The 25798-nt window shown below is 67.2% G+C and carries 15 protein-coding genes and 11 pseudogenes; 14 read left to right on the plus strand and 12 right to left on the minus strand.

The features are described 5' to 3' along the window. Positions 1 to 8: 8 nt before the first annotated feature. The 3 genes from AB0M18_RS34130 (at position 9) to AB0M18_RS34140 (ending at position 4959) form a co-directional block, all read left to right on the plus strand. Positions 9 to 236, plus strand: a complete 228-nt coding sequence (locus tag AB0M18_RS34130) for a phosphopantetheine-binding protein (protein WP_365764955.1) — start codon at positions 9 to 11, stop codon at positions 234 to 236. Further along, entirely contained in the window at positions 236 to 1456 is a 1221-nt protein-coding gene (locus AB0M18_RS34135) for a beta-ketoacyl-[acyl-carrier-protein] synthase family protein (protein WP_365764957.1), read from the plus strand. Before AB0M18_RS34130 ends, AB0M18_RS34135 begins: the two co-directional genes overlap by 1 nt. 425 nt (positions 1457 to 1881) lie before the next feature. After that, a complete protein-coding gene (locus AB0M18_RS34140; protein WP_365764959.1) occupies positions 1882 to 4959 on the plus strand; it encodes a Tn3 family transposase in 3078 nt (1025 codons plus the stop codon). A 65-nt stretch (positions 4960 to 5024) separates the two neighbouring features. Here AB0M18_RS34140 and AB0M18_RS34145 read toward each other — a convergent pair whose 3' ends face one another. The 3 genes and pseudogenes from AB0M18_RS34145 to AB0M18_RS34155 form a co-directional block, all read right to left on the minus strand. Next, the gene (locus AB0M18_RS34145) at positions 5025 to 6047 is read right to left on the minus strand and encodes an EamA family transporter (RefSeq protein WP_365764961.1); all 1023 of its coding nucleotides are present in this window, start codon (positions 6045 to 6047) and stop codon (positions 5025 to 5027) included. Positions 6048 to 6207: 160 nt separating this feature from the next. Continuing rightward, positions 6208 to 7182, minus strand: coding sequence for a site-specific integrase (locus AB0M18_RS34150; RefSeq protein ID WP_365764963.1), 975 nt, complete (start codon positions 7180 to 7182; stop codon positions 6208 to 6210). Positions 7183 to 7401: 219 nt separating this feature from the next. Continuing rightward, positions 7402 to 7833: pseudogene (locus AB0M18_RS34155) on the minus strand (ISAzo13 family transposase); the annotation flags it as partial. 56 nt (positions 7834 to 7889) lie between these two features. On the opposite strand from AB0M18_RS34155, the pseudogene AB0M18_RS34160 reads away from it, so the two are divergent. Then, positions 7890 to 8267 (plus strand): annotated as a pseudogene (locus AB0M18_RS34160) (transposase); the annotation flags it as partial. Continuing rightward, positions 8233 to 8843 (plus strand): annotated as a pseudogene (locus AB0M18_RS34165) (4-(cytidine 5'-diphospho)-2-C-methyl-D-erythritol kinase); the annotation flags it as partial. The pseudogenes AB0M18_RS34160 and AB0M18_RS34165, both read left to right, overlap by 35 nt. Before the next feature lie 84 nt (positions 8844 to 8927). Here the strand turns inward: AB0M18_RS34165 and AB0M18_RS34170 are convergent. After that, positions 8928 to 9378: pseudogene (locus AB0M18_RS34170) on the minus strand (transposase family protein); the annotation flags it as partial. A 269-nt stretch (positions 9379 to 9647) separates the two neighbouring features. Here AB0M18_RS34170 and AB0M18_RS34175 point away from each other — a divergent pair. Continuing rightward, positions 9648 to 9842: pseudogene (locus tag AB0M18_RS34175) on the plus strand (IS5/IS1182 family transposase); the annotation flags it as partial. A gap of 143 nt (positions 9843 to 9985) precedes the next feature. Here the strand turns inward: AB0M18_RS34175 and AB0M18_RS34180 are convergent. Beyond that, positions 9986 to 10288, minus strand: coding sequence for a hypothetical protein (locus AB0M18_RS34180; RefSeq protein ID WP_365764965.1), 303 nt, complete (start codon positions 10286 to 10288; stop codon positions 9986 to 9988). Between AB0M18_RS34180 and AB0M18_RS34185 the strand changes: the two genes are divergently transcribed. From AB0M18_RS34185 to AB0M18_RS34200, 4 genes and pseudogenes are all read left to right on the plus strand, one after another. After that, positions 10275 to 11087: a tetratricopeptide repeat protein gene (locus AB0M18_RS34185; protein WP_365764967.1), complete on the plus strand. Its 813-nt coding sequence runs from the start codon at positions 10275 to 10277 to the stop codon at positions 11085 to 11087. The two genes, AB0M18_RS34180 and AB0M18_RS34185, sit on opposite strands and share 14 nt — an antisense overlap. Positions 11088 to 11274: 187 nt before the next feature. Then, positions 11275 to 11556, plus strand: a pseudogene (locus tag AB0M18_RS34190) (ATP-binding protein). 37 nt (positions 11557 to 11593) lie between these two features. Further along, positions 11594 to 12454, plus strand: a pseudogene (locus tag AB0M18_RS34195) (IS5 family transposase). Between the two features lie 33 nt (positions 12455 to 12487). After that, positions 12488 to 12745, plus strand: coding sequence for a DUF6221 family protein (locus AB0M18_RS34200; RefSeq protein WP_365764969.1), 258 nt, complete (start codon positions 12488 to 12490; stop codon positions 12743 to 12745). 682 nt (positions 12746 to 13427) lie between these two features. Here the strand turns inward: AB0M18_RS34200 and AB0M18_RS34205 are convergent. Then, positions 13428 to 14993 (minus strand): WD40 repeat domain-containing protein, encoded by a 1566-nt coding sequence (locus AB0M18_RS34205; protein ID WP_365764971.1) that lies wholly within the window; start codon positions 14991 to 14993, stop codon positions 13428 to 13430. 1048 nt (positions 14994 to 16041) lie between these two features. Between AB0M18_RS34205 and AB0M18_RS34210 the strand changes: the two genes are divergently transcribed. Both AB0M18_RS34210 and AB0M18_RS34215 read left to right on the plus strand, forming a co-directional pair. Continuing rightward, positions 16042 to 16146 carry a hypothetical protein gene (locus tag AB0M18_RS34210; RefSeq protein ID WP_365764981.1) on the plus strand — a complete coding sequence of 35 codons (105 nt, stop codon included), beginning with the start codon at positions 16042 to 16044 and terminating at the stop codon, positions 16144 to 16146. 242 nt (positions 16147 to 16388) lie between these two features. Next, positions 16389 to 17968, plus strand: a pseudogene (locus AB0M18_RS34215) (IS1182 family transposase). 176 nt (positions 17969 to 18144) lie between these two features. Here AB0M18_RS34215 and AB0M18_RS34220 read toward each other — a convergent pair. Both AB0M18_RS34220 and AB0M18_RS34225 read right to left on the minus strand, forming a co-directional pair. Then, positions 18145 to 18293, minus strand: a pseudogene (locus AB0M18_RS34220) (IS5/IS1182 family transposase); the annotation flags it as partial. Between the two features lie 1165 nt (positions 18294 to 19458). Next, entirely contained in the window at positions 19459 to 19716 is a 258-nt protein-coding gene (locus AB0M18_RS34225) for a hypothetical protein (RefSeq protein WP_365764985.1), read from the minus strand. Between AB0M18_RS34225 and AB0M18_RS34230 the strand changes: the two are divergent. Next, positions 19633 to 20338: pseudogene (locus AB0M18_RS34230) on the plus strand (transposase family protein). The gene AB0M18_RS34225 and the pseudogene AB0M18_RS34230 overlap by 84 nt on opposite strands. Positions 20339 to 20650: 312 nt before the next feature. Here the strand turns inward: AB0M18_RS34230 and AB0M18_RS34235 are convergent. The 3 genes from AB0M18_RS34235 to AB0M18_RS34245 all read right to left on the minus strand — a co-directional run bounded on the left by AB0M18_RS34235 (position 20651) and on the right by AB0M18_RS34245 (position 22768). After that, positions 20651 to 21331, minus strand: coding sequence for an HTH domain-containing protein (locus tag AB0M18_RS34235; protein ID WP_365764973.1), 681 nt, complete (start codon positions 21329 to 21331; stop codon positions 20651 to 20653). A 64-nt stretch (positions 21332 to 21395) separates the two neighbouring features. Then, the gene (locus tag AB0M18_RS34240) at positions 21396 to 21971 is read right to left on the minus strand and encodes an SDR family oxidoreductase (RefSeq protein ID WP_365764975.1); all 576 of its coding nucleotides are present in this window, start codon (positions 21969 to 21971) and stop codon (positions 21396 to 21398) included. Positions 21972 to 22573: 602 nt separating this feature from the next. Beyond that, entirely contained in the window at positions 22574 to 22768 is a 195-nt protein-coding gene (locus AB0M18_RS34245; protein WP_365764977.1) for a hypothetical protein, read from the minus strand. A 1032-nt stretch (positions 22769 to 23800) separates the two neighbouring features. Between AB0M18_RS34245 and AB0M18_RS34250 the strand changes: the two are divergent. Beyond that, positions 23801 to 24058: pseudogene (locus AB0M18_RS34250) on the plus strand (IS110 family transposase); the annotation flags it as partial. A gap of 18 nt (positions 24059 to 24076) precedes the next feature. Here the strand turns inward: AB0M18_RS34250 and AB0M18_RS34255 are convergent. Beyond that, positions 24077 to 24310, minus strand: a complete 234-nt coding sequence (locus tag AB0M18_RS34255) for a hypothetical protein (RefSeq protein ID WP_365764979.1) — start codon at positions 24308 to 24310, stop codon at positions 24077 to 24079. Between the last annotated feature and the right edge of the window lie 1488 nt (positions 24311 to 25798).

Here is a 25798-nt window from a genome sequence, read left to right on the forward strand (position 1 = left end):
AACACATCATGTTCGAGAACCTCAAGGAAATCCTCGTACTCAAGCTCAAGATGCCGCCGGAGCACATCGTTCCAGAGGCGACCAAAGAGGATATCGAACTCGACTCGCTTGCCGCCGTAGAGCTGTCCGTGATCCTCGGTGAGCGCGGCATCACGATCAGCGACGACGAGCTGCTGGAAGCGGCGACGGTCGGGGAAATGGCCAAGCTGATCGAGAGCCGGAGTACTAACCTCTGATGAGCCGTCATGACATCGCCGTAACCGGGCTCGGCCTGGTCACCCCCAGCGGCATAGGGGTCGAACCGAACTGGGCGGCAGTCTGCGACGGGCGGCCCAGCGCCGCTCACGACCCCCTCCTCAAAGACAATCCAGTACGGATCTCCTGCCGCGTACCAGACTTCGAGCCCGCACAACTGCTCGGCGGCCGCCGCGCGCACCGGCTCGACAGATTCACGCAGTTCGCGCTCGTCGCGGCCAGAGAAGCGATTACTAGCGCTGGCCTCGACATCGCGACCTGGGACGGCGCCCGAGTGGGCGTGGTTCTCGGCTGCGCCGCAGGCGGGCCGGGGACGGTTGAGGAGCAACACCTAATACTGACCGAGAAAGGACCCGCCAGCGTCTCGCCGCTGCTGCTCCCGATGCAGCTGCCCAACATGCTGGCCGGCCAGACGGCCATCGAGTTCGGCGCCACCGGCCCCAACCTGGTGGTCGCCACCGCCTGCGCGTCCGGTGCCACCGCGATCGGCACTGCGAGCGACCTGCTCGCGCTGGACCGCTGCGACATCGTGCTGGCCGGCGGGAGCGAGGCCATGATCACCCCGCTGGTTATGGCTGGCTTCGCCCAGATGGGTGCGCTCTCCAGACGCGAGGACGACCCCGCAGCCGCCTCCCGCCCCTTCGATGCTGACCGCGACGGCTTCGTCGCCGGGGAGGGGGCCGGGGTGCTTGTCCTGGAGCGCGCCGATGACACGCGGGCCCGCGGCGCCCGCGCCCGGGCCCGCGTTGCGGGTTACGGGGCCAGTGCTGACGCCCATCACATAACCACCCCCCACCCGGAAGGGACCGGAGTGGAATCGGCCATCCGGAGCGCGCTGGCCGACGCTGGCGCGACCCCGGGTGACGTCGGGCACGTCAACGCGCACGGCACGTCGACCCCGCTCAATGACCTGACCGAAGCCAGGGTCCTGAGACGGGTTCTGGCCGGCGCACCGCTGGTGACCTCGACCAAGGGGGCGACTGGACACCTGCTTGGCGCGGCCGGTGCGGTCGAGGCGGTGTTCAGTGTTCTGACCGTCGAGCGGGGACTCGTCCCGCCCACCGCCAACCTGAGGACCCTCGACCCGCACATCGACATCGACGTGGCCACTGCGGCCACTCCCCGCAAAATCGGACTGGCCCTGAGTAATTCCTTCGGATTCGGCGGCCAGAATGCCGTATTGGCGATTGCCGCGGCCTGACCTGGTCAGCGCGCCACCAGTCCGGGACATGGCTGGTCGGCTCGAGGCCAAGGCCCGCACCCTTGACGGCTGAGCCCGCCCTTGAAAGGGAGGCGCCGGATGGGCTTGGTCCGCTTTGACGGACATCTGAGTGGGCGTTAAGTCCGTTCTTCCTCGGTTCGTGATCGCTCGATCGTGGTACTGATTGCGGTCCGGACCGCCTCGTGGGCATGTCCATGTTGAGATGCGGGGCGTGAAGAGAGAGCCGTACCTCAGCGACTTACCGGACGAGCAGTGGGCGTTAATCGAGCCGATGATGGGGGTTGAGGAACATCGGAACGGAAACCGGCGCTAAGCCCTCTCTGCTCTCCGGAGCCCGTTGAACTGCGGTTCGGTATTGGTTGAACCTCTGGCAGTCGTGTTGATCAACTGCTTGGAGGTCCGGGGTGCCGGTCGAGTTTTTGACGGATGAGCAGGCCGCGGGGTACGCGGCGTTCCGAGGGGCGCCGGCCCGCGCGGAGCTGGAGCGGTTCTTCTTCCTGGACGACGCGGATCGGAAGCTGGTCGAGTCGAAGCGGCGCTCGCACAATAGGCTCGGCTTCGCCGCCCAGCTAACGACTGTGCGCTACCTCGGGGTCTTCCTGGACGACCCGTCCGACATCCCGGCTGAGGTTGCCGACTACCTGGCCGAGCAGCTGGGGATCGAGGACCCCTCGGTGCTGAAGGCGTACGGCGAGCGGGAGAACACCCGGCTGGACCATGTGCGGGAGTTGCGGAGGTTGCTGGAGTACCGGGAGTTCGCCGAGATCGAGCCCGAGGTGCGGGCGTGGGTGGACGCGCGGGCGTGGACGACCGGTGAGGGGCCGAAGGCGCTGTTCGACGCAGTGGTGGGGTGGCTGCGCGAGCGGCGGGTGCTGCTGCCCGGGGTGACGACGCTGGCCCGGCTGGTGGCGTCGGTGCGGGAGGCGGCGAACCAGCGGCTGTGGGACACCCTGCACGGGATGCTGACGCCGGGCCAGCGGGCGGTGCTGGACGACCTGCTGACGGTGTCGGCCGGGCAGCGTGTCTCGGAGCTGGACCGATTGCGGCGTGGTCCGGTGCGGGTGTCGGGGCCGCAGATGAAGGCCGCGCTGGAGCGCGCCGAGGAGATCGCCGCGTTGGGCATGGGCGAGGTAGACGTGGCTGGTATTCCGCCGCGCCGGCTGGCGGAGCTTTCCCGGTATGGCGTGGACGGCAAGGCGTCGCTGCTGCGGCGCCACGGGGATGCGCGGCGGCTGGCGACGCTGCTGGCCACCGCGGTGCACCTGACGACCCGGGCGGTGGACGACGCCTTGGACTTGCTGGAGGTGCTGGTCGCAACGAGGCTGCTGGCGCGGGCGGAGCGGGACACCGCGAAGGAGAAGCTGCGGACCCTGCCGAAGGTCGAGCGGGCCGGCGCGAAGCTCGCGGTGGCGCTGCAGGTCGTCTTCGACACCACGGCCGAGCAGGTCGACACCGACACCGGGGAGGTCACCGAGCCGAAGGTGGCCACCCTGGCGGCGATGTGGGAGGAGATCGAGGCGGTGGTGACCCGCGAGGAGCTGGCGGCGGCGATAGCCGCGATGTTCGAGCTGACGCCGCCGCTGGACTCGGACGCCGACGAGGCGTGGCGGCGGGTGCTGGTCACCCGGTTCAATACGGTGCGGCCGTTCTTGAAGCTGCTGGTGAAGGTGGTCGACTTCGGCGCCACCCCGGAGGGCCTGCCGGTGGTGAAGGCGCTCAAGTCGCTGCCGGAGCTGATGGGCCGCAAGAAGGTGGGCCAGGCCGAGATCGACACCGGGCTGCTGTCCGGCTCGTGGAAGCGGCTGGTGCTGGCAGCGCCGCACCTGGAGCCGGGCGAGGTGGACTGGAAGGCGTACACGTTCTGCGTGCTGGAGCAGGCCCATCGGCTGCTGCGGCGCAAGGAGGTGTTCGCCAAGAACTCCTCGAAGTGGGGCGACCCGCGGGCCAAGTTGCTGGCCGGGCAGGCGTGGGAGGCGGCGAAGCCGACTGTGCTGGCCTCTCTCGGCCTGCCCGAGGACGCGGGCGAGCACCTGGCGGCGCGGGCCGAGCTGCTGGACGGCACTTACCGGGAGGTGGCCTCTCGGGTGCCGGCGAATGCCCAGATCGTCTTCGACGATGATGGCCGGCTGCACTTCGCGGCGCTGGAGCCCGAGCCGGAGCCCGCCTCGCTGCTGGAGCTGCGGGCGCAGGTGAACTCCATGTTGCCCCGCGTCGACCTGCCGGAGGTGCTGCTGGAGGTGTTCTCCTGGACCGGCGCGGACCAGGCGTTCACCTCGGTGACCGGCGGCGAGGCCCGGCTGCGGGACCTGCACGTGACGATCGCGGCACTGCTGGTCGCGCACGGCTGCAACGTCGGCTACACCCCAGTGATCGGAGGCCCGGACGCGCTCAAGTACGGGCGGCTGTCCCACGTCGACCAGACGTACCTGAGGCTGGAGACCTACCGGGCCGCGAACGCCACCCTCATCGGAGCCCAGGCGTCGATCCCGCTCGCGCAGGCGTGGGGCGGCGGCCTGGTCGCCTCGGTCGACGGCATGCGGTTCGTCGTCCCGGTTCCCTCGGTGTACGCCAGGCCGAACCCCAAGTACTTCGGCGCCTCGACCGGCGGAGGTGGGCGGCGGGCCGGGGCGACGTGGCTCAACCTGATCAACGACCAGGCCGCAGGCCTCGGCGGGAAGGTGGTGGCCGGCACCCCGCGAGACTCGCTGTACGTGCTGGACGTCCTCTACGACCGTGACGGCGGCCGCCGCCCGGAGGTGATCATCACCGACACCGCCTCCTACAGCGACATCGTGTTCGGCCTGCTCACCCTGGCCGGGTTCACCTACGCCCCGCAGCTGGCGGACCTGCCCGACCAAAAGATGTGGCGCATCGACCGCACCGCCGACTACGGCCCCTTCCAGGATGCCGCCCGCGGCCGGATCGACTTGGACCGGATCGAGCGGCACTGGGAGGACGTGCTGCGGATCATCGGCTCGATCCACACCGGCGCGGTCCGGGCCTACGACGTGATCCGGATGCTCTCCCGGGATGGTCGGCCCACCCAGCTCGGCGACGCGATCGCGCACTACGGCCGGATCGCCAAGACCCTGCACATCCTGCGCCTGGCCGACGAGCCCCGCTACCGGCGCCAGATCAAGACTCAGGCCAACCTGCAGGAGGGCCGCCACGCGCTCGCCCGCAAGATCTTCCACGGCCGCGCCGGCCAGCTCTACCAGAACTACCAAGAGGGCATGGAAGACCAGATCGGTGCGCTCGGCCTGGTCCTCAACGCCCTGGTGCTCTTCAACACCCGCTACATGGACGCTGCCCTGGCCCGCCTGCGGGCTGACGGCTTCAACGTCCGGGACGAGGACGTCGCTCGCCTCTCGCCGTTCGTGCGCCACCACGTCAACATGCTGGGCCGCTACTCCTTCCAGCTGCCGGAGCTGCCCGGAGAACTGCGGCCGTTGCGCGATCCGGACCAGGCCGACCATGGATGACTTCGGCAGCCTTGGACTTCGGTCCCAAGAGAAAGTCCTGGGACCGAAGGCGAGGACCTCGCTCGCTACCGCTTGCGCTGGCCGACGCCGGAGGGGGCGGTCAGCACAAGCAGGCCTGTTGCGAGGGTGGCCAGCCCGCACCAGGAGGCAGCGGGCAGACGCTCCCCAAGGACGATGATCCCCAGAACCGCCGCGACGGCAGGTTCTGCCAGGGTCAGCGAGGTGGCCACCGACGCTGGGGTGGAACGCAACCCGTACCCGAAGAGCCGGTAGGCAAGGTAGACGGTGAACAGGGCCAGGTAGGCGGCCACGGTCGCGCCACGTGTCGTGGCCAGCCAGTGCATGTCGGTGAGCAGCACGATCGGCAGGACGAGCACCCCGGCCGCGCCGAACATCGTGCCCATGACCGCACTGGAGGGATGCCCGTGGGTGATGAGCCTGCCGCTGACCAGCGCGTACGCGGCATATGACAGGCCGGCTCCTGCGGCGAGTGCGGCGCCTGCCAGGTCCATCGTTGCGGAGTCGTCGGTGAGTGTGGGCCCTAGCACCAGGAGGGTGCAGCCCAGGACGGCGAGTGCGGTGGAAGCCGTCCATCGGATGGTCGGCCGGCCCTGACCAGTGGCCCAGGCCAGTAGCCCGGCGAAGACCGGTGCGCTGCCCAGTGCGATCACGGTGGCCACGGCCACGCCGGCGTGGGCTACGGCCGGGTAGAAGGTCACCGGGTACCCGGCCACCGCGATCGCCCCCAGGGCAAGCAGCCATCGCTCGGGGCGTGTCAAGGCGGTAGGCAGGGAGCGGGCGCTATGGGAGGTGAGGAGCAGCAGGATGCCGCCGACGGTGAGGCCAGCGCAGCCTATGGCCACGGAGGGCGCGCTGGCGGGTGCAAGGGAGCTGACGGTTCCGGTGGTGCCCCACAGCACGGCCGAGGTGAGGATGGGCGCGGAGCCGCTGAGGAAACGAGTGTGTGGACGGTTCGAGCCGGTGGTTGCCGGGCGTGCGGGAGCCAGTGAGGAAGTGCGGTTTGGCACGGTCGTGATCTTCCGTCGTCGAATGCGTTTGGGAGTCGATCCGAAACGGGCGCACGACACAGACCCCTGGCCGCCCTGTGGGTCAGCCGGGGTCGGGAGATCAAGCCATCAGTGTCCGCGCCCGGTCAGGCGCAGAGCGGCGGCAGAACGACGTGCCAGTAGGTGTTCACCCCGTGATGGTACCCGGCCGGGCGCTTGCCACGGCAGTCGGCAGTGCGCATCACCTGCGGCTGCCGCCCGGTGCCAGCAGGCTGGTGACCTCGGCGATCGCCTCTGCCGAAGGTCTGAAGTAGCGGCGGACGTTCTCCGGTTTTTTGTGCCTGGACTTGGCCATCAGCATCAGCAGGGAGGCGCCTTGCTCGCCGAGGTGGGTCAGGGAGGAGTGGCGCCACTCGTGCAGGTCCCAGCCGGTACCCGGCCCAGCCAGCGCGGTGTGCTGGTCCAGCAGTGCCCGGGCCTGCCCGTAGGACAGGCGGGCCAGGCCGGTGTCCGGGCAGACGTCGCGGGCAGCGAGCACCTTGCCAGGACCGGGGCGGCGGTGGGTGACGAACACCGGCCCACGGGTGCGGCCCTTGACCAGGCGGGGCAGCAGTCGGGCGGTTCCGGCATCCCAGAACACCGTCTCCAGAACGAAGTCCGCGCGGGCGGCGCCGCGGCGGCGGACCTTCGGCTGGGCACCCTTGGACTTCACCGGGCACCGGCGCCCGGCCAGGTCGAGGTCCTCGATGTTGACGTCCAGGATCTCCTCGGAGCGGGCGCATGTCTCGTAGAGCATCCTCCACAGGGTCTTCTCCCGAAGATGGATATCGCGGCGGGCGGTCAGCCGGTCGATCGCCATTTTCGAGCGCACCGGGGTGTCGGAGTCCGGCGGCGGAAGCCGCTTCGCCCAGGCTGGGACTGCCGGCCCGTCGTAGCCGCGCTCGGCGCACCAGCTCGTCCACGACAGCACCGCGCCGCGGCGGGCGTTCCAGGTGTTCACCGCCGAACTGCCCCACAGCAGCTCCAGCACCTCGCCGACCTCGTCGTCGGCAACGGCGGCGAGCGGGCGGTCCTCACCGATCCGCTCGGCGGTCTTCCCGAGGGCGATGCCGTAGTTCCGGACGGTGTTCGGGTTGGCGAGCGAGTCGAGGAAGGCGTCGGCCGCCGTCCGGACGGTCACCGCCTTCCCGGCTGGCAGCAGAACGACGGCGGGCACCGCTTCCCCCTTGCCACAGATAACAGGGTCGCTTCACGCAGCGTGCGGAAGACGTCCCCGCAGGTCGCGCTCAGTCATACCGCAGATAATAGGGCGTGATCTGTGGAACGACTTCACGGCCGCCCGGCGCCGACGACCCGTCAGCCGCTCACCATCAGCGATCGGGGCTTAGCGCCGGTTTCCGTTCCGATGTTCCTCAACCCCCTATCCCAGGGTGTGCAGCAGGCGCCCGACGGTCGACGCGCTGACGGGGTGGCCCTGAGTGGTCAGGGCCGCGGCCAAAGACCGCAGCGAGAGAGTGGTCCAGCGCAACGGCGATACCGGATCACCCCGGGTCGTCGGCTCGATCAGAGCCTCCAGCGCGGGCAGCAGACCCGGGTCGGTGACCGTCACAGGCTTGCGGCCGGCCCCTGGAGCCCGGATCCTGCCGGCCGGCAAAGGGCGCCCAGACAGGTCGGCGATCCCGCGTGTGATGGTGGCCGCGCTGACGCCAGAAGCCACGGCCACCAGGGCGATCCCGCCGTGGCCAAGCGCGGCGGCCTCGCTGGCCAGGTAGATCCGCCGACGCCGTTCATCGAGATGAGGAAGGAACTGATCGAACTTCGCTCTCAACGCCACAACCGAGGCTCGAGCGGACGTACCCGCAGTCACATCTCATTGTCCCGCCAACACCCCGACACCGAGCAGTAATTGAGATACGAGCCCCGGGGCGGACGGAGAACTCCCAGGTCAGAGTCTTCTTTGCCTATGTGGCTCCGTTGGGACGGACACTGATCGACCTCCGCCTCTGCCTGCCGGCGTCCTGGACGGACGATCGTGAACGGTGCCGGCGGGCCGGCATCGACGACACGGTCGTCTTCGAGACCAAGGTCGCCATCGCCAGGGCGATGGCCCGCCGCCGAGCACAACGGCACGGCGCTGGTCGAGATTTACCAGACCTGCAACATCTTCAACGACGGCGCCTTCGAGGTCCTCAAGGACAACGAGCAGGCCAAGGAGGCCGTCATCCGCCTGGAGCACGGCCGGCCGATCCGCTTCGGCGCCGAGCTCGACAACCTGCACACCAAAGAGATCCCGGTCGCGGACGGCATGGCCGGCGGCAGCGCCGACGGCGCGGCAGCCCTCATCGCCTGCGACGCCCTGCGGGGGACCGACACCCGCATTCCACGTCCTGCTGGAGCTCACCGCCGAACTGGGTTCCGACGTGCCATTCGCCCTGCCGGGAGACGCAGCCCTGGGCCAGGGCCGGGGCGGGATCCTGGAACCTCTGCCGGTCCGCTCCACCTCCACTGGGTCTTCGCCGTCGCCGATGTCTTCCGCGAGTGCGACCGGCTGCGCGACCAGGCCAGCACAGGCGACGGCACCGAAGCTGTACCACCTACGGGCCGACCCCGCCCTGCTGGACGCCCTCGCGGCCGGCGACCCCACTGCGCTGGCCGCCGCCCTCTCCAACGACCTGCAGCCTGCCGCCCTCGCCGACACACTGCGGACCGGTGCCGACGGCGGAGCCATCGGCACCCTGGTCTCCGGCTCCGGCCCCACCTGCGCCTTCCTGGCCAAAAACGCCGAGTCGGGCGCAGCCCTCGCCGAGACTCTCTTGCACCTGCCGCGCCATACACGTCACCCACGGCCCTGCGCCGGGCGCGGCCGTAGTGGCCTGACACGCAGCGGACCCCGCCTGGCACCGTGAATGGGCTCCCTGGTCTTCTCACCCCCGGGCAGCCGCACCTTTCATTGAGCTGTTTTCATCCTGAATACATGCGGGTCAGGAGGCTGTGGATGGTTTGGACGGCCGTTCCGATGCGGCGGGTGGAGCAGCGTGCCCGTCGTGGTAGTCGCCAGGCTTTGAGTTGCGCGAAGGCACGTTCGCCGGGGGCTCGCAGCCGTGTGTGGTCCCGGTTGAACTCCTGGTAGTGCTCGGGTTGTTTACGGTGGTTCTGGTAGAGGGTGCGGACGGTTGCGTCGGCGTCTTGGTGGGCGCGGTCGGCGATGATGAGGATCTGCCGGGTGAGGCGGGCCTGGATGATGCCGTGGGCGCGGGCCGCGGTCAGGTCGTGGGTGCGTCCCGGCGTCGCGCGGGAGAACCACGAGGGTGTGCCGTACGGGCGGGCGATGACCTGGACGTTCATGCCGTGCTGCTTGGCTTTTGGGGTAGTACGGCTCGTCCGCAGCCACTTGGTCGATCGGGATGAGGGTGGCTGTCCGTCAGAACACCACCGCAACGACCAGGAGCCTCGTCACCCCACCCCGCTGACCTGCACCTTCACCCCACAGAGACCGGATGAAAACAGCTCACTGAGCTTCTTCAGCCGTCACCGTCACGAGTGGCGACCCGATGTCCGCTGACTTCCCTGTTCATCAGCCACGACAACGCCGACTGCCGACCACACCGGTCACCCGATAGGTGGGCCGGTTGAAGAAGCTCCCTGACCACGAAATTGCTCTGGGATAAGCGCATCGGCGTCCGCATCGCCCGCAAGGGCATCGAGTCCTCAGAACGACTCGGGCGCCGCAGGTGGGTCATCGAGTGGACCATGTCCTGGCTGATCGGCTATCGAGCTCAACCACCGCTACGAGCGACATCCCGCAACTACCTGGCCTTTCTCAGCCTTGCCGCAGCCATCTGCTGCTACAAACGGCTCCTCAAACTGACCGCGTAGGACCCGGTCTAAGTATGAATTACTCAAGACATTGGAGATGAAAGATAAAAAATGGTCTGGAAGGTCAGGGTTTCACCCTGCAAGGTGCTGTCAAACCTGCTTACTATTGAGGAATTTGAAAGGAGTGGGTCGTGGTTAACAATTCAAGCATCATTGCCGGTCAGGAGTCCAGCTTGAGCTGGAAAATTCTTGCTGCCGCGCTGGCTGCCGCCGCTGTTATCGGAGGAGGGGTCGCATCGGTCGTCCCCGGGGAATCGTCCGAAACCCAGCAGGTGGTAGTGGCGGAAGGTGACGGATATCAAAGTCAGCAGCACAATCAAGTGCTCCTCTAATTGATGAATCGGCCGGGAATCGAGCGGCCTATTTTGGCGGCGGCGATTCTCGGCCCATTCAAGCGGATGGGTGCAAATGAATCTAGATGCGGAAAGCGTGATGGTCGAGGTCATTGACAAGATTCGCAATCTTCGCGACGCGGGGGAGTTTGTGCAGGCTGAAGAGCTAGCCCTTGCCTCCATTGAGGGTATTGTTTCGCTGTGCGGGGAAAACTCCCTCGAAATGGCTGCACTTTGGAATGAATTGGGAATCATTGGAAAATACTCAGGGGAATTCTCGGAAGCGGAGGAGTACTACCAGAAGGCACTCTGCATTCACGAAAGCCGCGGGGAGGCCTTATCTGCCAACATTGCCTCGGTACTTCATAACCTTGCAGGGCTAGAGCATGCCAGGGGTGCACCTGAAAGCGCGGTGGAGATAGCCCTGCAGGGAATCGACGTACGCCTGAAGGTTGAAGCTGCGGACTCTGTATCTCTACTCGAGGACCTTGCTGCATTCGTGGCTATTCTTATCGATCTTGACAATTTTCGCGAAGCTCGAATTATAGCCGACGCCATTCTTTGGAGATATCGGGAAATTTATGGAGATTGCCATATTGAGGTGGCGACCGCTTTGCATAATCTGGGATCTCTTCAATATCGAGAAGGGAATTTTGTGGATGCCGCTTCCACCTTGCGTGATTCGATGGAGATGAAGTCATGCCTGCTGGGGGGGCGTCACCCTGACCTCGCTATAACCATGTATAATCTCGCTCGCTGCGAGGAAAAGCGCGGGGAGTCTGAAACTGCAGTAAGTCTCTGTCGTAATGCGGCTTCAATCCTTGAGGGTGTGGTGTCGAGTGATCACCCAGTCCTGGTCGCGTGCCAACAGCTCGCTTACCAATTGATGAGGGCCTCGAGGATCGGTGCGTAACCAAGGTAGGTAGATGCTGGACTTGAACACGATGCACTCGCCGCAAGCGGGCTGGGTTCCCCGCTGGCAAGACGTTCGGCGACTGGGGACGAGACCGCATCGTTCGATTCCCAGGCCCACCCCAGGACTTGCTGAAGGTGCTCGAGTGGGTCACCCGCAAGGAGCATCTCTGCATCTGCGGGTCGGCGTGGGGAAGACACACGTCGCCCAGGCGCTCGGGCACCTGGCGATCCGGCAGGGCGCGAACGTTCGCTTCGCCAAGACCAGCCGCTTCCTGGCGGACCTGGCCGGCGGCCACGCGGACCGCACCTGAGACCGGAGGCTGCGCGAGTTGGTACGGCCCGACGCGCTCATCCTGGACGACTTCGCGATGCGCCAGCTGACCGCGTCCCAGGCCGACGACCTCTACGGACCGGTCTCCGAGCGGCAGGGCCGGTCGCTGATCCTGACCAGCAACCGGAACGCCTAGAGCGTGTCTCTTTGATCGGTTGGTCAGTTGATCGGATGTGTCCATCCGATTAGTGATCACTGATGCGATGTGGGACCGGATCGAGCCGCTGATGCCAGCCGATCCGGTCCGCGGTCGGCGATGGGCCGATCACCGCCGAACCTTGGAGGCCATCGCGTGGAAGTACCGCACCTGCTCGCCCTGGCGGGACCTGCCGGACGAGCTCGGCTCGTTCCAGACCGCTCACAAACGCCTGATCAGATGGGCCGTGGACGGCACCTGGGAACGCATCCTCGCCGCGGTCCTGGCAGCGGCCGACGCCGCTGACGACATCGGCTGGACCGTCTCGGTGGACTCCACCGTCTGCCGGGCTCACCAGCACGCCGCCGGTGCCAGGAAAAGGGGGCGCCGGGCCGGGCCGAACCTGACGACCATGCCCTCGGACGCTCTCGCGGCGGCCTGAGCACGAAAGTCCACCTTGCCAGCGACAGCCGTGCACGGCCCCTGGCCTTTCGCGTCACCGCAGGCCAGGCGGGCGACGCCCCGGCCTTCGAGACCGTCATGGCAAGCATCCGTGTTCCGCGAAACGGACCCGGAAGACCGAGGACTCGGCCGGAGGCCGTCCTGGCGGACCGCGCGTATTCATCCCGCGCGATCCGGAATCACCTCCGCCGACGCGGGATCCGCGCTGTCATTCCCCCAGCCGTCCGACCAGGTCGGCCACCGTCTGCGGCGAGGCCGCGCCGGCGGTCGACCACCAGCTTTCGACGCCGAGGCGTACAAGCAGCGCAATGCCGTCGAGCGGTGCATCAACCGACTCAAGCAGTGGCGCGGCCTGGCAATGCGAACGGACAAGCTCGCCATCGCCTACCAGGCCGCACTCCACCTCGCCGCCATCCTCATCTGGACAGCCGCTTGACCGCCGAAGCACCTTGCCCGCGAAGATGGCCACATGGACGATCTTGTGAAGTTCCTCGTCGCACGCATCATGGACGACAACCACGCCTACGCCTACGTGGCCGACACCCTGGGCGGCGAGGCTCTTCTCGACAGCCATCTCCCCATGCTCGACCTGACCGAGCAACTGGCGCACGACTACAAGGCCATGGACCCGTCGGACTCCCGCTCGGCCGGCCTGGCATACGCGCTGCGAGTCCTTGCCCAGTCATACTCCGAGCACCCCGCCTACCTCCAGGAATGGCGCCCATAACCTTTCAAGGAGACAGGACCTAGGCCTCCCCGGCGCCCGACCAGGTGGCCGGGCGGGCCGTGATGCTCGTCCCGCACCGCGGCCCGGACACACAGGAGACCATGTCCTGGACGCACTGAAGAACGCCGACTTCCTCACCGGCTTCACCGAGGAGTTCTCCTCGGTGGCGGCATACGAGCGCATCGACCGTGACGTCCTCCAGCGCGCGAGCTGCCGCTGCGGGTAGAACAGATACCGGCGCGGGGCGTGCGGGACGACCTTGCCGGTGAACACCCAGCGCAGGAAGTCGGCGACGGGCACCTGCGGTGCCGCAGCCCACCCACCCTGGGCGAACTTCACCAGCCCCTCGGCGACGAGCAGCCCGTCGTCCGTCGTGGCCAGCCGTAATGAGGGCACCGTGGCCCAGCCAGGGCGGGCGGGGGCGGTCGCTGAACCAGCACGAGGTGACGCCGTCCTCGCGCATCCGCGCCGTGCGGGTCGTGATGTCCGCCGCGGTGATCAGGGACAGCTGAGCTTGGGGTCCGAGTTGGAACGGACCAGGAAACCGGTGTTGCTGCCAGAAGTTCTGACAGGCCGTGATCCGGGGGCCGTGACGGGGTCCTCCGCTGACGCTGTGACGGTTCAGCGGAAGCACAATCCTGCCTGCGATTCCCCTGGTGGCTGAAGTCCCTGGGCAGGTGGTTCAGTCCGTGATCGCCAGGGCTACTGCCTCGGAGCCGGAGGCTGCAACGATCTGATCTGCACTGGTCCAGGCGAGGGTGTCGATCGGCCAGGGAAGCGCTGCCGGGGGCCCGATAGCTTGGCCGGTTTCGGGGTTCCAGAGGCGGAGGGTGCCGTCTTCGCCGCCGGAGGCCACGACCGTGCGCCCGCCTGCGTGGCCCAGCTGCACGGCGGTGACCGGCCCGGTGTGCCCAGTCATAGGCTGTCCCCACGCTCGGCCGTCCTGGAGATCCCACAAGCGCACCGTGCCGTCATCGCCGGCCGAGGCTGCGACCTCACGACCACCCACCTCGCCGACCGCCACCGCCCACACCCGCCCCACATGACCCATCAGCGGCCGACGGTGTGCCTCGCTTGTTTCGGGGTTCCAGAGGCGGAGGGTGCCGTCTTCGCCGCCGGAGGCCACGACCGTGCGCCCGTCTGCGTGGCCCAGTTGCACGGCGGTGACCGGCCCGGTGTGCCCAGTCATAGGCTGTCCCCACGCTCGGCCGTCCTGGAGATCCCACAAGCGCACCGTGCCGTCATCGCCGGCCGAGGCTGCGAGCTCACGACCGCCCACCTCGCCGACCGCCACCGCCCACACCCGCCCCACATGACCTGCCAACGGGCCGAGAGGCGGCTTGTCGGGGTCGGTGCCCCATATGCTCACCGAGCCTTCCGCATCTCCGGTGACGGCGACGGCCCGGCCTTCTACGGTCCCGGTGGCGACGGCCCGTATGCCGCCCGGCCACTGGTCGACGGCGAACCCTTGAACGGGCTCGCCTGTGGCGGCGTCACGTGAGCCGAAGCCAGGGCTTCGACGGGAGCGGTTGAAGCCGACGACGATGGCGTCCCCGTTCACCCGTGCGGTTGCCAAGGAGAGCACCGGATCGCGCCGAGCCGGGGCAGGGTGCCTCGGCTCACGGGTGGCTAGGTCCCATAGCTCAAGTCCAGCGGGGCCGTGGGCGCCGGTGAACGCCAGGGGCTGGCCGGCGGCCGAGACGGTCGTTATCCCCCACAGCGATCCGGAGGCGGTCATCAGAGGTGTTCCAAGCTGGCGCCCGGACCGCGGGTCCCACAGGCGCACCGTTCCGTCCCACCCTCCGGAGACGATCGCGGCCCGGCCGTCCACCCGCGCGGTGGCGAGTGCGGTAACCGTCCCCTTGTGGCCGATCAGCGGTCCGCCCGGTTTCCGGGCGTCCGCCAGGTCCCACAGGCGCACCGTGCCATCCTGGCCTCCTGACAGCGCGACGGGGCGTCCGTCCATCGATGCGGTGACGAGAGCAGTCACGGGTCCTTCGTGACCGGTAAGCAGCTTACGCAGCGGGGTTCCTGACCGCAGGTCCCATACGTGCAAGGCTCCCTGGTCGTCTCCCGCGGCAGCGACCGGCCGCCCCCGCACAGACGCCACCGCCAAAGTCCGGCCGTCGACGTCGCAGGCCAGGCGCATGCCGTGCACGGGACGGCGCCGGCGTAAGTCCCACACACGCAGCATCCCTGGTGCGGCCATGACCAGCACCGGCCGCCGGTTCACCACGGTGGTCTGCATCGCTGCCACACTGTGCCATGGCCCCAGATGCTCGTTCCGGCCGGAGTCTGGCTCCCACAGCCACACACCTGAGCCGCACCCCATCGCGACGACCGGCTGACCATCTACCTCACCCAACGCCAGGGCGCTAGGAGCACTGCCCCCCGACCACGAGGAGGGAGGCTCCACAGGTGTCGTCCCTGTGGCCGCATCCCACAGCCGAACGACACCGCCCTCATAGCCGACCGCCGCCGTGACACGGCCCCGCAACCGACCGGTGGCAACCACAACCGCCCTGCCTGTCATGCCCTCCGACAGGCCCATAACATGCCGGTTCCACTGAACAGGACCAGCCCACAGGACACGCCAGGGGCCAGGTGCCGGAACGAAATCCGGCGTCTTCAAGCGGGCAGCATGGACGGCGAGCAGCCAGCGGCGGACCTCAGGGGCGGCCCCAGCGAAGACATGCGGGTGTGCTCTGCAGACATCAGCGTAGAAGGCATCGGGCCGGGAGTCGTGATAGCCCGCGTACTCAACCAGCGGGAGCAGCACGTCCGGATCCGTGCCGACCAGCAGTTCCGGATCCGACAGCAGCGCGTCCAACCGCCCCTTATCCCACGCCCGCTCCACAAACCCGCGCAACTCACCCGGATCCATCCGTGCCCACACGTCATAACCCATATCGCATCCCCGCCCACCAATCATCGCAACCCGTAACAATACCCAGGAGGCTTCCGGCTACGGAGCAGCCTGGCCAGCGCCCCTCCTCGCATGGTGGAGTTCTCCCAAACGAACCTTTCTCGGAGCAAGATCAATAGCGGTCGGCGGCAGCGGCCCGGAAGCCGGATCGGCTATCAGAACTCGTTCTCAGAGGTCGTTTTATCCCGCTGTTTTATTCCGAGATCGGCTGTTTGGTCTGCGATGTCGGGTCTCACCAGCGAGAACACCATCTCCTGGCGCGGCCCGAAGAGTTCCGCCAAACAACCCATCTCGGGATGAAACATCTGACGAAAGCGACCTCTCAGCCCGCAGGCTCCGCCAGGAGTTCCCCGGACACATCCGCAAGTACCTGTGGGGCGATCACTTCTGGTCGCCGTCCTACTGCAGCCTCGTGAGGCGGTGCACCGTTGACGATCATCAAGGGTACATCGAGAACCAGAAGCGCCCTGGCTGAGGTCAACAATGCAGACCTGTACTCCGGTGCGGGTCACCCCCACCTTGAGAAGCACTTCCTCCCGGCCGTAAACGACTCCGTTGGGAAACTCGTGATTCGAGCGGTGCTGTGTCGTTCGTCTTGCTGATGGCTGTGGTCGTTGGCGGGGTGGGGAGAGCCGGATGTCGCTGGAGTCGCGGTCGGATGCCGGGGTGCCTGAACTGACGGCTCGGGTGGTACGGGCCTCGTTCCCCAAGGGGACTATGGCGATCCGGATCCGAGAGGTACTCGGTCCGCTGTTCACGGATGAGGACTTCGCTGCGGCTTTCCCTGATAAAGGTCGACCTGCGATCTCGCCAGGGGCCTTGGCTGTGGTGTCGGTGTTGCAGTATGCGGAGGGGCTGTCCGACCGGCAGGCCGCTGACCAGGTGCGGGCCAGGATGGACTGGAAGTTCCTGCTGGGGCTGGAGCTGGATGATCCGGGATTCGACTTCACCGTCCTGGGAGACTTCCGCTCCCGTCTGATCGCGCACGGGCTGGAGGAGCGGGTCCTGGAGGCGGTGCTGGCCCGGCTCTCGGATGCCGCACTGCTGCGGGCCGGCGGCCGACAGCGCACCGACTCCACTCACGTGCTGGCCGCGGTGCGCACGCTGAACCGGATGGAGTTCGTCGGCGAGACACTGCGGGCGGCGCTGGAGGCGCTGGCCGCGGCCGCCCCGGGCTGGCTGACGCCGTTGATCAGCTCTGCGTGGGTGGAGCGGTACGGGACCAAAGTCGACAACTACCGCTTCCCGAAGGGAGAGAACGTCCGCCGGGAATGGGCCCAACAGGTCGGCTGTGACGGGTTCACGCTCCTGGACGCCGTCGATGGGCCGACCGCTCCGGCCTGGCTGCGCGAGGTCCCCGCAGCGCGCATCCTGCGCCGGGCCTGGGCAGAGCAGTATCACCGGGACGGGGAGGGGGTGCGCTGGCGGGAGGGCAAGGACCTCCCGCCAGGCAGAGACCCGCTGTCCTCGCCCTATGACTCCGACGCCCACTACGGCACCAAGCGCGGGTCGGGCTGGTGCGGCTACAAGGTCCACCTGAGCGAGACCTGCGAGCCGGACGCCCCGCATGTGATCACGAATGTGGAGACCACGGATGCCACCGTCAATGACACCGAGGTCACCATGACCGTCCACCAGCACCTGGCCGACCGGGAACTGACACCGCGCGAACACGTGGTGGACGTCGGATACGTCACCGCCGCCCGCATCCTTGCCGCCCGCAGTGAGCACGGCATCGACCTGCTCGGACCGGTCGGCATCGACACCCACCACAGGGGGCGTGACGCGCAGGAACCGGACCTGACCCAGGCCGCCTTCACGACCGACTGGGACGCCAAGAAGGTCACCTGCCCCGGCGGAGCGGCCAGTGCCAGCTGGTCTGAGCAGCGCAAAGCCAGCGGCACCCCGGTCGTCCGGGTGCACTTTGCTCTTGCCGACTGTGACGCATGCCCACTCAGATCGAGGTGCACCAAGGCAGCCAACGGCAAGTGGGGCCGCAGCCTGACCTTGCTGCCGCGTGAGCAGCAGCAGATCCTGGAACAACGACGCGCGGAACAGCAAACCGATGCGTGGAAAGAGCGCTACGACGCGCGCAAGGGGTGGAAGGCACCATCTCCCAGGCTGTCCGCCGCACCCGCCTGCGGCGCACCCCTTACCGAGGCCAGAGCAAGACCCACCTGGCGAATGTTCTCTCCGCCACCGCTCTGAACGTCACCCGCGTGGACGCCTGGCTGAACGGCACCTCACTCGGCACGACCCGCATCTCCCAACTTGCCCGCCTCGCCCTCGCGGCATGACCCGACCAAGACACCCGATCTGCGCATTTCCCAACGGAGTCGTAAACGGCCGAGGTTCCCCGCTAGATCATGCTGAATCACAGGTCGTTGCCGTTGTCGCGGACCCCGGCCACGCGGTCGCACTCGACGACCGTGGCGTCCAGGATCACGTGCGTCATGCCTTCGCGTCGGCAGCGGGCCACGACTTCGTTTAGGTCGGGGCCTTCTCTGCGAAGACGTCGATACCCTCGTGCAGGTAGTGGTACCCGGTGGCCTGGGAGACGCCGGCGTCGCGGGCCGGGCAGCGCACGCAGCCGCGCTCGCGGAACCAGTGCAGGACCAGCACGCCTGACGGAACGACCCGAGCGCCCGTGAGCCTTTCGGCGCGCCGATGCGTCGTCGGTGTGCTGCGAGCCAGGCGGGACAAGCACTCCACGACATGGCGCGGAACGTCGAGCGTCGCAACATAGGTGACCAACGTGAAGCCTCTGATTCAGCGGACGATCTTGTGAGAGAGACCTGTCCTACCCAGGGGCTTTACGTCTGTCCAGAGCCGGGGCCACCCAGCCTGATCCAACCGAACTTGTGCCGATCAGTCCGATTCGCGGAGATCGCTTCGTCGAGAAAGCCTCATTGAGTACAGGTAGCTCATGCTACAGCCCGCCAAAAGACCCTAGGCTACATAGGAAGAAAGTGGAGCAAATCCCGTCATGCCGCCAGCTCGGGAGCGATGTTATTTGCACCACAGAGGTCGAGGCGTCGAATTTGAAACCGCGATTATCGAATAAACAAAATAGCTCTGAGAGTGATTACACCGTGAATATTTCGAGATGCGCCATAGCAGCCGCTTCCATTGCCGCTATCCCCCTCTTCCTCGCCCCTGGAGTTGCCTCCGCTGAAGAACCGGCAGAGCAGACGATTGAGGTCAACAACGTATTTAGCCTGGACGCAGATCGGCAAGCCTCCCCGAAAATCCCCTGCCCCAGACTAACCCCCTACGTCAAGGAAACTCGCGTAAGCGCCGTAATGCGCGGAGTAAATCCTTCGGCTACGACTGTGAGCAATCTCCCGGGGTCAACTGCCAACCAGGAGCAGGCGGAGTTTAACCTCAAGAACTCATACACCCTGATGGATAACCCTCACCCAAGCATAACATTCTTCCTCAACGTCAAGTGCTCGAATGTGAAGCCGGCCGAGCCGAATCATTTCCGGGGCGTCACCGATATGAAGAATTTGGGCCCCAGCGCAACGAGCCTCTTTGCCCCTAATTGCACAACGCCCTTCCCTAATTACCGGTATGCCCTCCGCACGGTAGGCACCGCGATAGATTGGTGGGACTATCATGAGACCACTTCGGGCGTTATCGGATGGGCGCGCAACATATCATCCGAGCCGGTGACTGTTGCATTGACTGCCGTCTGCCAGAGTGACTAACCTCGGTCTTTCGTGACGGTCCGTCGGTTTTGGCGAATTCCAGGGGTCGTTGCAACACATTGTTCAGTGAGCCTCTTTCATCCTGTGCTGGAGGGTGAAATGGGCTGGTCAGCGGGTGTGGTGACGAGGCAGGGCCCCTCGTCGTTGGCGTGGTGATTCCACTCATCACACCAGCGACCGAAGGGGCCCTGTTGGTTCCGTATCCTGCCACGCTCGACGTCCCGCATGAGCTCGTCGAGCATGTCGCCTGGCTGCTGCATGAGCATCGCCAGATCCGCAACACCCGCTGGCGTAAGCTCGGCTGCTTCCAGCAGGCGCTGCTGACCCTCGTCCATCTACGCAAGAACGAGACGTTCTCGCAGCTCGGAGCGGGTTTCGGGATATCCCAGGCCACCGCCTGGCGGTACGTCGACGAGACCTTGGAGGTCCTGGCCGGCTGGGCGCCCGGCCTCCACGAAGCCTTCACCGGCCTCGGTGAAGGCGACCACGTCATCGTTGACGGCACCCTGATCCCCATCGACCGGATCCGTGCGGACGAGCCGTACTACTCGATGAAGCACCGCAGGCACGGCATGAACGTGCAGGTCATCGCTCGCCCCGACGGCACACCACTCTGGTTCTCACGCGCGACACCGGGCCCGCACCCACGATCTGACCGCCGCCCGGGCCCATGGCATCGTCCAGGCCTGCCTCACCCGGCAGATCCTCGTCCTCGCGGACCGCGCCTACCAGGGCGCCGGCGCCACCTTCCGCACCCCGTACTACCACCACCGCGAACAGCCTCCGCATTACCAGGAGTTCAACCGCGACCACGCCAGGCTCCGAGCGCCCGGCGAACGCGCCTTCGCTCAGCTCAAGTCCTAGCGAATGCTCCGGCGGGCCCGATGCTCCACCCGCCGTATCAGCACCATCATCCAGGCCGTCCACACGTTGCTGACCTGCAGCTATTCAGGATGAAAGAGGCTCAGTGAACCGTTCCGACTTGTCTGCCGCTCCGCTGTGACTGCGAGGGGGTCACAGACCCCGATGCCGACTGAGGAGACGTAGGCGTAGGCGGTGTAGTCGGAGTCGAGGTCGCTGATGACGTCGTCCCGATCTCACGACCGTGTCGGCGTCCTGGGCGGCGTAGGCGTCGACCAGGTCCACACGTACCGGACGGTAATGGACCGTTGGGAGAGCGTGGGGCGGGATCGCGCGGTGGGGACCTGGGTCTGGTCGACGGGTAGATCACCATCCGTCGGCCGCAGGGACCTGAGGTGGACTTCAAGCTCAGGCGCAGCAGTTCGTCCCGTGCTGCGGGCGCGACGGCGAGGGCGACGCGGATGTCGCCCTTGCCGTAGTCCTCCATCGCCGTGTCCCACCAGGTGCGGACGGCGAAGTCGTCGGGGTAGGCGAAGGCGAGGTCGGTGAGCTGGAGTCGGTCGACGATGTTGAGCCGGAACCTTCGGGGGCGCCGCCGGTGGCGGGGGCTGCGGCCATGTGCCACTCGCCCGCCTTCCACACGGCGCCATAGGGCTTGAGCAGGGCGGTGGCGCGCTCGCCGGTATTGGTGCGCCAGGTGGCGTCCAGGACGATGCCGGTGAGCATCGCGGTGCGCAGGACGGGCAGGTGGCCGGAGCCTTCGTCGCGCCAGTACCAGTCGGCGGTGTCGAAGTGGATGCGCTGGGCGAGGCGGCGGACGACGTCCTGGACGGTGTCGCTTATCCCTGCGGCGCGGGCCCGGTCGGGGCCGGCGGTGTCGGGTTCGACGAAGCCGAGTACGTACAGGCGCAGGGCGTGGTCGGAGTCGATGGTCAGCGGGTCGAGGGCGGTGTCGGGGCCGAGGCGGTAGCCGCCGGTCTTGCCGGGCGTGGCCTGGACGGGGATGCCGGCGGCGGCGAGGGTGGCCATGTCGCGGTAGATGGTGCGTTCGGTGACGCCGTAGCGGTTGGCGAGTTCCTGGGCGGGCATGCTGGCGCGGCTGCGAGGAGGTGCACGATGCCCAGCTGACGGGCCACTACGGCGTTGACGGTCATCAGGTGACCGCCCCGAGCGGGTAGACGTGGCCGGTGGTGCAGGCCCGCTGCGGGGCGGTGGCCAGGTCGATGCACGCGGCGGCGACTTCGTCCAGGGTGAGGGGCCGGCCACAGGGGAGCTGGGCGTAGTACGCGTCGGGGTCGGTGACGCCCTTGAGGGCCATGACGTGGTGGGCGAGGCGCGAGTCGATCAGGGACGGGGCGAGCAGGTTGGCCCTCACGCCGTGGGGCTGTTCCTCCTTGGCGAGGGTGACCACCAGGCTCTCCAGGGCGGCCTTCGCCGCGCTGTAGGGCCCGTTGCCCGCGCGGGCGGCGCGGCCGGCGTCCGATCCGATGGCCAGGACGGAGGCGTGATCAGCACGGGCGCGGTCGGCGAGTGCGTGCCAGGTGTGCACGAGGCTCATCACGTTGGCCTGGTAGACCGCCGTGAACTCCGCGGCCGGGGTGTCGGCGACCGGCTTCTTGGACGACGGCGCCCCGACGCAGGCGAAGACCGCGCGCAGCGGCCCCGCCGACCCGGCGACCGCGTTCTGCAGCGCGATGGCGGTCCTCGGCGCGGCGGTGTCGTAGTGCACCCACGTGGTCCGCGGTGTCTGCGGGTCGGGGGCGGTGGTGCGGTAGGTAGCGATCCGTGCCAGCCGGAGTCGGTGAGCCGGGTGGCAATCGCGCGGCCGACCGCGCCGCTGGCGCCGGTGACGACGGCCAGCGGCGCGGGGCCGGGGTTCTCGGTGGCGGTCACGGACGCTCGGTCCGGGGTGCGGTCGGGGGCGTCGGGGTGGTCTGTGTCCCACATCTCCGCGAACCGCATCTGGTCGGCGGGGATGCCGACGAGCGCGCCGGCTGCCTGGGCGAGCGCGATCGCGTGGTCGTCGCCGGGGCGGATCGAGACGACGGTGCGGGGAAAGGCGACGAGCGTCTGCTGCTCGTCGATCAGGTACGCGTAGTACAGCCGCTCCAGCAGGGCATCGGCCAGCCGGTGCGCGTACGCGGGAGCCTGGTCGGCAGGCACCGCGAGCTCGACGATCTCGATCGGGGTGCGCTCGTCGAGCAGGTGCTGATAGCGGCGGATCTCGCTCACGCCCGGCACCTGGGGCGGCTGCCCGCCGGTCAGGCTCTCGGTGATCACGATCGCGCGCATCGTTGCGGACATCGAAGGTGGGTCGCCTCTCGTGCGGGGTCAGCGGAAAGGGAAGGGGACGACGCCGTGGATGCTGCGCTCGGCGCACAGGGCGAGGAGCCGGTCGACACCGAGGCCGAAGGTGAACGCGTCGGCCGGGCCGCTCGCGTCGAGGTCGTCGAAGAAATCGACCGGGCCTCGGTCGCCGGTGATGCCGTGCAGCTCGGTGCGCAGGGCGATGTTGGCCTCCACCATCGGCCGGTAGTCTGCGGCGCGGCGTAGCTTGAGGCCGCCGTCGCAGCACTCGATGCCGTCGGCGATGAGGGGGAGAACCGCTCGGCCCGGCCGGTGGCCTCGTCGATCCGGCTGTTGTGCCGCAAGGCGTAGGGGAAGCCGGTCAGCACGGTCGGGGCGGTCAGGCCGGGCTCGATCGCGTGCTTCATGAAGTCCTCCAGCACCTCCCAGTCCGTGGCCCCGACCGTGTGGTTGTTGCTGGTGAGCCATTTGCGGGCGCCGTCGGTGAGGTCCTGGTCGGACAGGAGGGCGTCGGCGTGGAGGTCTTCGCCGGCGGCGTCGTGGAAGGAGCGCGGAGGCGTTCGTGCAGCCTTCCATCCAGCGTTGGTGCAGGTAGGTGCGGTAGTCGTCGATCAGAGTGGGCCGGTTGACGGCTGCGATGAGGAGTTCGTCGACTTCCTCGGCGCGTGCGAAGCGGTTGACTGTGCTGCGGCTGAGCTGAAGATCGCGTGCGATAGCGCGAAGGCTGTCACCCCGGGCGATGCGTTCGTGGATCTGCTGGTGGCGTTCGCGGGTGCGGGCGACCAGAGGTCGTGGGCGTCCGTGGATGTCCAACTCGGTGCGGCCGTGGCCTTCGGGAGCCGGGTCGTCGTTGGACCGGCCGTCGTGGGTGGCGAGGGGCTGTCGCAGGTCAGCGCGGTGCCGCCCGATGACGCGTTCGACTGCTTGCGCCAGGTTGTTGAGAAGATGCCAGGCGTCTGCGACCTGTCTGGCCTGAGGGGCACCGGTCTGGGCTCCGTCGCGGAAGGAGCCGGCGCACACGGTCACGCGGATTTGCCACCGGCTCGTCGAGGAGAACGGCGCCGAGGACATGACATCTCCTACCAGATGGTCCGCCGCTACGTCGCTGACCGAAAGCCGGAGATCCTGGCGGCGTCCGGGAAGGCGTCGGCGGAGGCGTTCGTCCCTCAGTCCCACCAGCCCGGCATGGAAGCCGAGGTCGGCGACGTCAAGGTGTGGCTGGCCGGCGAACTGGTCACCTGTTACCTGTTCTCCTTCCGCCTGGGCTCATCGATCCGCGGCGAACAGCCCTCCCGGAGGGGAAACAAGCAGCTCAAACGGGCCTTCTTCCTCTCCGCGTTCGCCGCCCTGGCCGACCCGGCCTCCCGCACCTACTACGACAAGAAGATCGCCCAAGGCAAATACCACATCCAGGCCCTGCTCTGCCTCGCCAGACGCCGGGCCGACGTCCTCTTCGCCATGCTCCGCGACGGAACCTTCTACGAGCCCCAACCCGCCGCAGCCCGGTGAGGAGTTCAGACTGCTTGATCAGTCCTCCGGCCGAAGCCGCTGACGAGCGGCCTCAAGCCGCTGGTCGTAGTTAGGCGCGAACAGCTCAGGAAGCGCCTTGTCGAGCGTTCCGGCGATCCGATGGATCGGCGCCCAGACCGCCGGATCGTCGACAACGCGGCTGAGGTCCGTCATCTGAAGCTTCTCCAGCCAGTGCGACAGCACCAGTGCCTCGTCACTCGTGAGCTTGATCGTCACCTGGCTATCACTCATGCACACCCCTACGGCTCGGCCCGCCCTTGACCGCACGAACCTACTGGCCTTGGACCTTGACCAAACACATAGGGGCCCCCGAATGCCGCCGCCACGTCCTCACGGTCCCGCCCCGCCACCTCGCGGCCACCGCCCGCAACCGCAGGGCCTCCTGTGCCGACGGCGACAGATGCCGCGCGTCCCACACCAGATCGCTGACATCCCACCAACGAAAAACCATTTCTTATCAATAGCACTCGTGAATTGTCAGCAATATGTGCCCCCACTCCCAGTTTGAGTGGTGTAGTAGTTGACAATTTCCCGAGTTTGATCGCCCACATTTCCTATACCGGTAATATACTTCGATTGGCGTGCGGCGACGCAAGTCACAATGTACGTGGTGTAACCGCTTCCCCCCTGCTGGACGTAAACCGTTGTGTGCACAAGCTCGGCGTACTGATGAGAGCAGTTGGTGTAGTAGGCAGCACTTCCAGACTCGTCCATCCCGCAAGCGAGAGCCGAAGCCGACGTTGCCCCACCGAGAGTGATCCCGCCAGCAACCACAGCCGCCGCCGACAGGATTGAGATCACGCGAGCACGCATAGTTATATTCTTCATGCGAGCGCCTTTCATGGGTATCCTAACCGCGGAGAATTGACATCCAAAGTGCGTCGCGCCCGTCCCGCTTTGGATGAGTACTCGATACCCAGACTGGACTGCTCCGGGTTCGGGGCCTGTCCGTTACACCCCTGTTGGACGGCGCCCTCTCCTTTGCGACCGGGCAGATTATTCAAGAAAACACCGCAGGTGCAGAGTAGACCTGCAGGTCAGGGCTTCGGTGTAGTCGTGTGACACTCGGTTTGTGATCGGTTGGGGCCGAGGAGTGTGAGGGGATGGAGGGGGTCACGGGCGTTTGCGGCGGGGACTGGCTCTGATGTTCTTTGCTCTGGTTGCCTGGAGGGCTCTGATGGCGAGGTTGCGTCAGGTGGCCATTGCGCGGGGTGCGTTGCCGGTCCGCAGTTGGGAGGTGTCCTCGGGGAAGGTGGTGCCACGGACATGGTGCAGGGTCTCGATCGCCCGGTGATCGCGGCCGAGTCGGGCCACTGGGGGGAGGAGTGGCCTGCCCGGCGGTCAGGGTGGTGACGCGTAGACCGTCTTGACCGTGGTCTTGCCGGTCCTGTGGTCGGTGCGCCGGCGCCTGATCTGGACGGCCTGGCGCTCTCCGGGGAAGAGGAGATTGTTCACCGTGGCGACCTTGTCCGCCCGGTCCCCTAACGTCCGTGGCAGGTGCCCTTGGTCCGGCCCTGAAGCTGGATGTCTCTCAAGGGAAGGGACCTAAGCTGCCTGCGGAGCCGAGGAGGTAGTCGGCGTGTTCGCGCTGGGTGCGCATGGCGACGTGGTCCGGTAGCGGCTGGAAGACCGTGAGCCTGTTCAGTGTGGGCGCTGATCGGGTGGTGGCGGGGTGGCGTGACGGACGAGGCTCTCGAGAGGTTGAGCGGGATGTCTGAC

It is taken from the genome of Streptomyces sp. NPDC051909, assembly GCF_040681095.1.
Classification (GTDB): Bacteria; Actinomycetota; Actinomycetes; order Streptomycetales; family Streptomycetaceae; genus Streptomyces.

Coding starts and splice junctions, on each gene's coding strand:
- AB0M18_RS34130 (WP_365764955.1), top strand. CDS start 9: ATGTTCGAGAACCTCAAGGAAATCCTCGTACTCAAGCTCAAGATGCCG.
- AB0M18_RS34135 (WP_365764957.1), top strand. CDS start 236: ATGAGCCGTCATGACATCGCCGTAACCGGGCTCGGCCTGGTCACCCCC.
- AB0M18_RS34185 (WP_365764967.1), top strand. CDS start 10,275: ATGGTCGAGGTCATTGACAAGATTCGCAATCTTCGCGACGCGGGGGAG.
- AB0M18_RS34180 (WP_365764965.1), bottom strand. CDS start 10,288: ATGACCTCGACCATCACGCTTTCCGCATCTAGATTCATTTGCACCCAT.
- AB0M18_RS34200 (WP_365764969.1), top strand. CDS start 12,488: ATGGACGATCTTGTGAAGTTCCTCGTCGCACGCATCATGGACGACAAC.
- AB0M18_RS34205 (WP_365764971.1), bottom strand. CDS start 14,993: ATGCAGACCACCGTGGTGAACCGGCGGCCGGTGCTGGTCATGGCCGCA.
- AB0M18_RS34225 (WP_365764985.1), bottom strand. CDS start 19,716: ATGGACGAGGGTCAGCAGCGCCTGCTGGAAGCAGCCGAGCTTACGCCA.
- AB0M18_RS34235 (WP_365764973.1), bottom strand. CDS start 21,331: ATGCCCGCCCAGGAACTCGCCAACCGCTACGGCGTCACCGAACGCACC.
- AB0M18_RS34245 (WP_365764977.1), bottom strand. CDS start 22,768: ATGGTGGAGGCCAACATCGCCCTGCGCACCGAGCTGCACGGCATCACC.
- AB0M18_RS34255 (WP_365764979.1), bottom strand. CDS start 24,310: ATGAGTGATAGCCAGGTGACGATCAAGCTCACGAGTGACGAGGCACTG.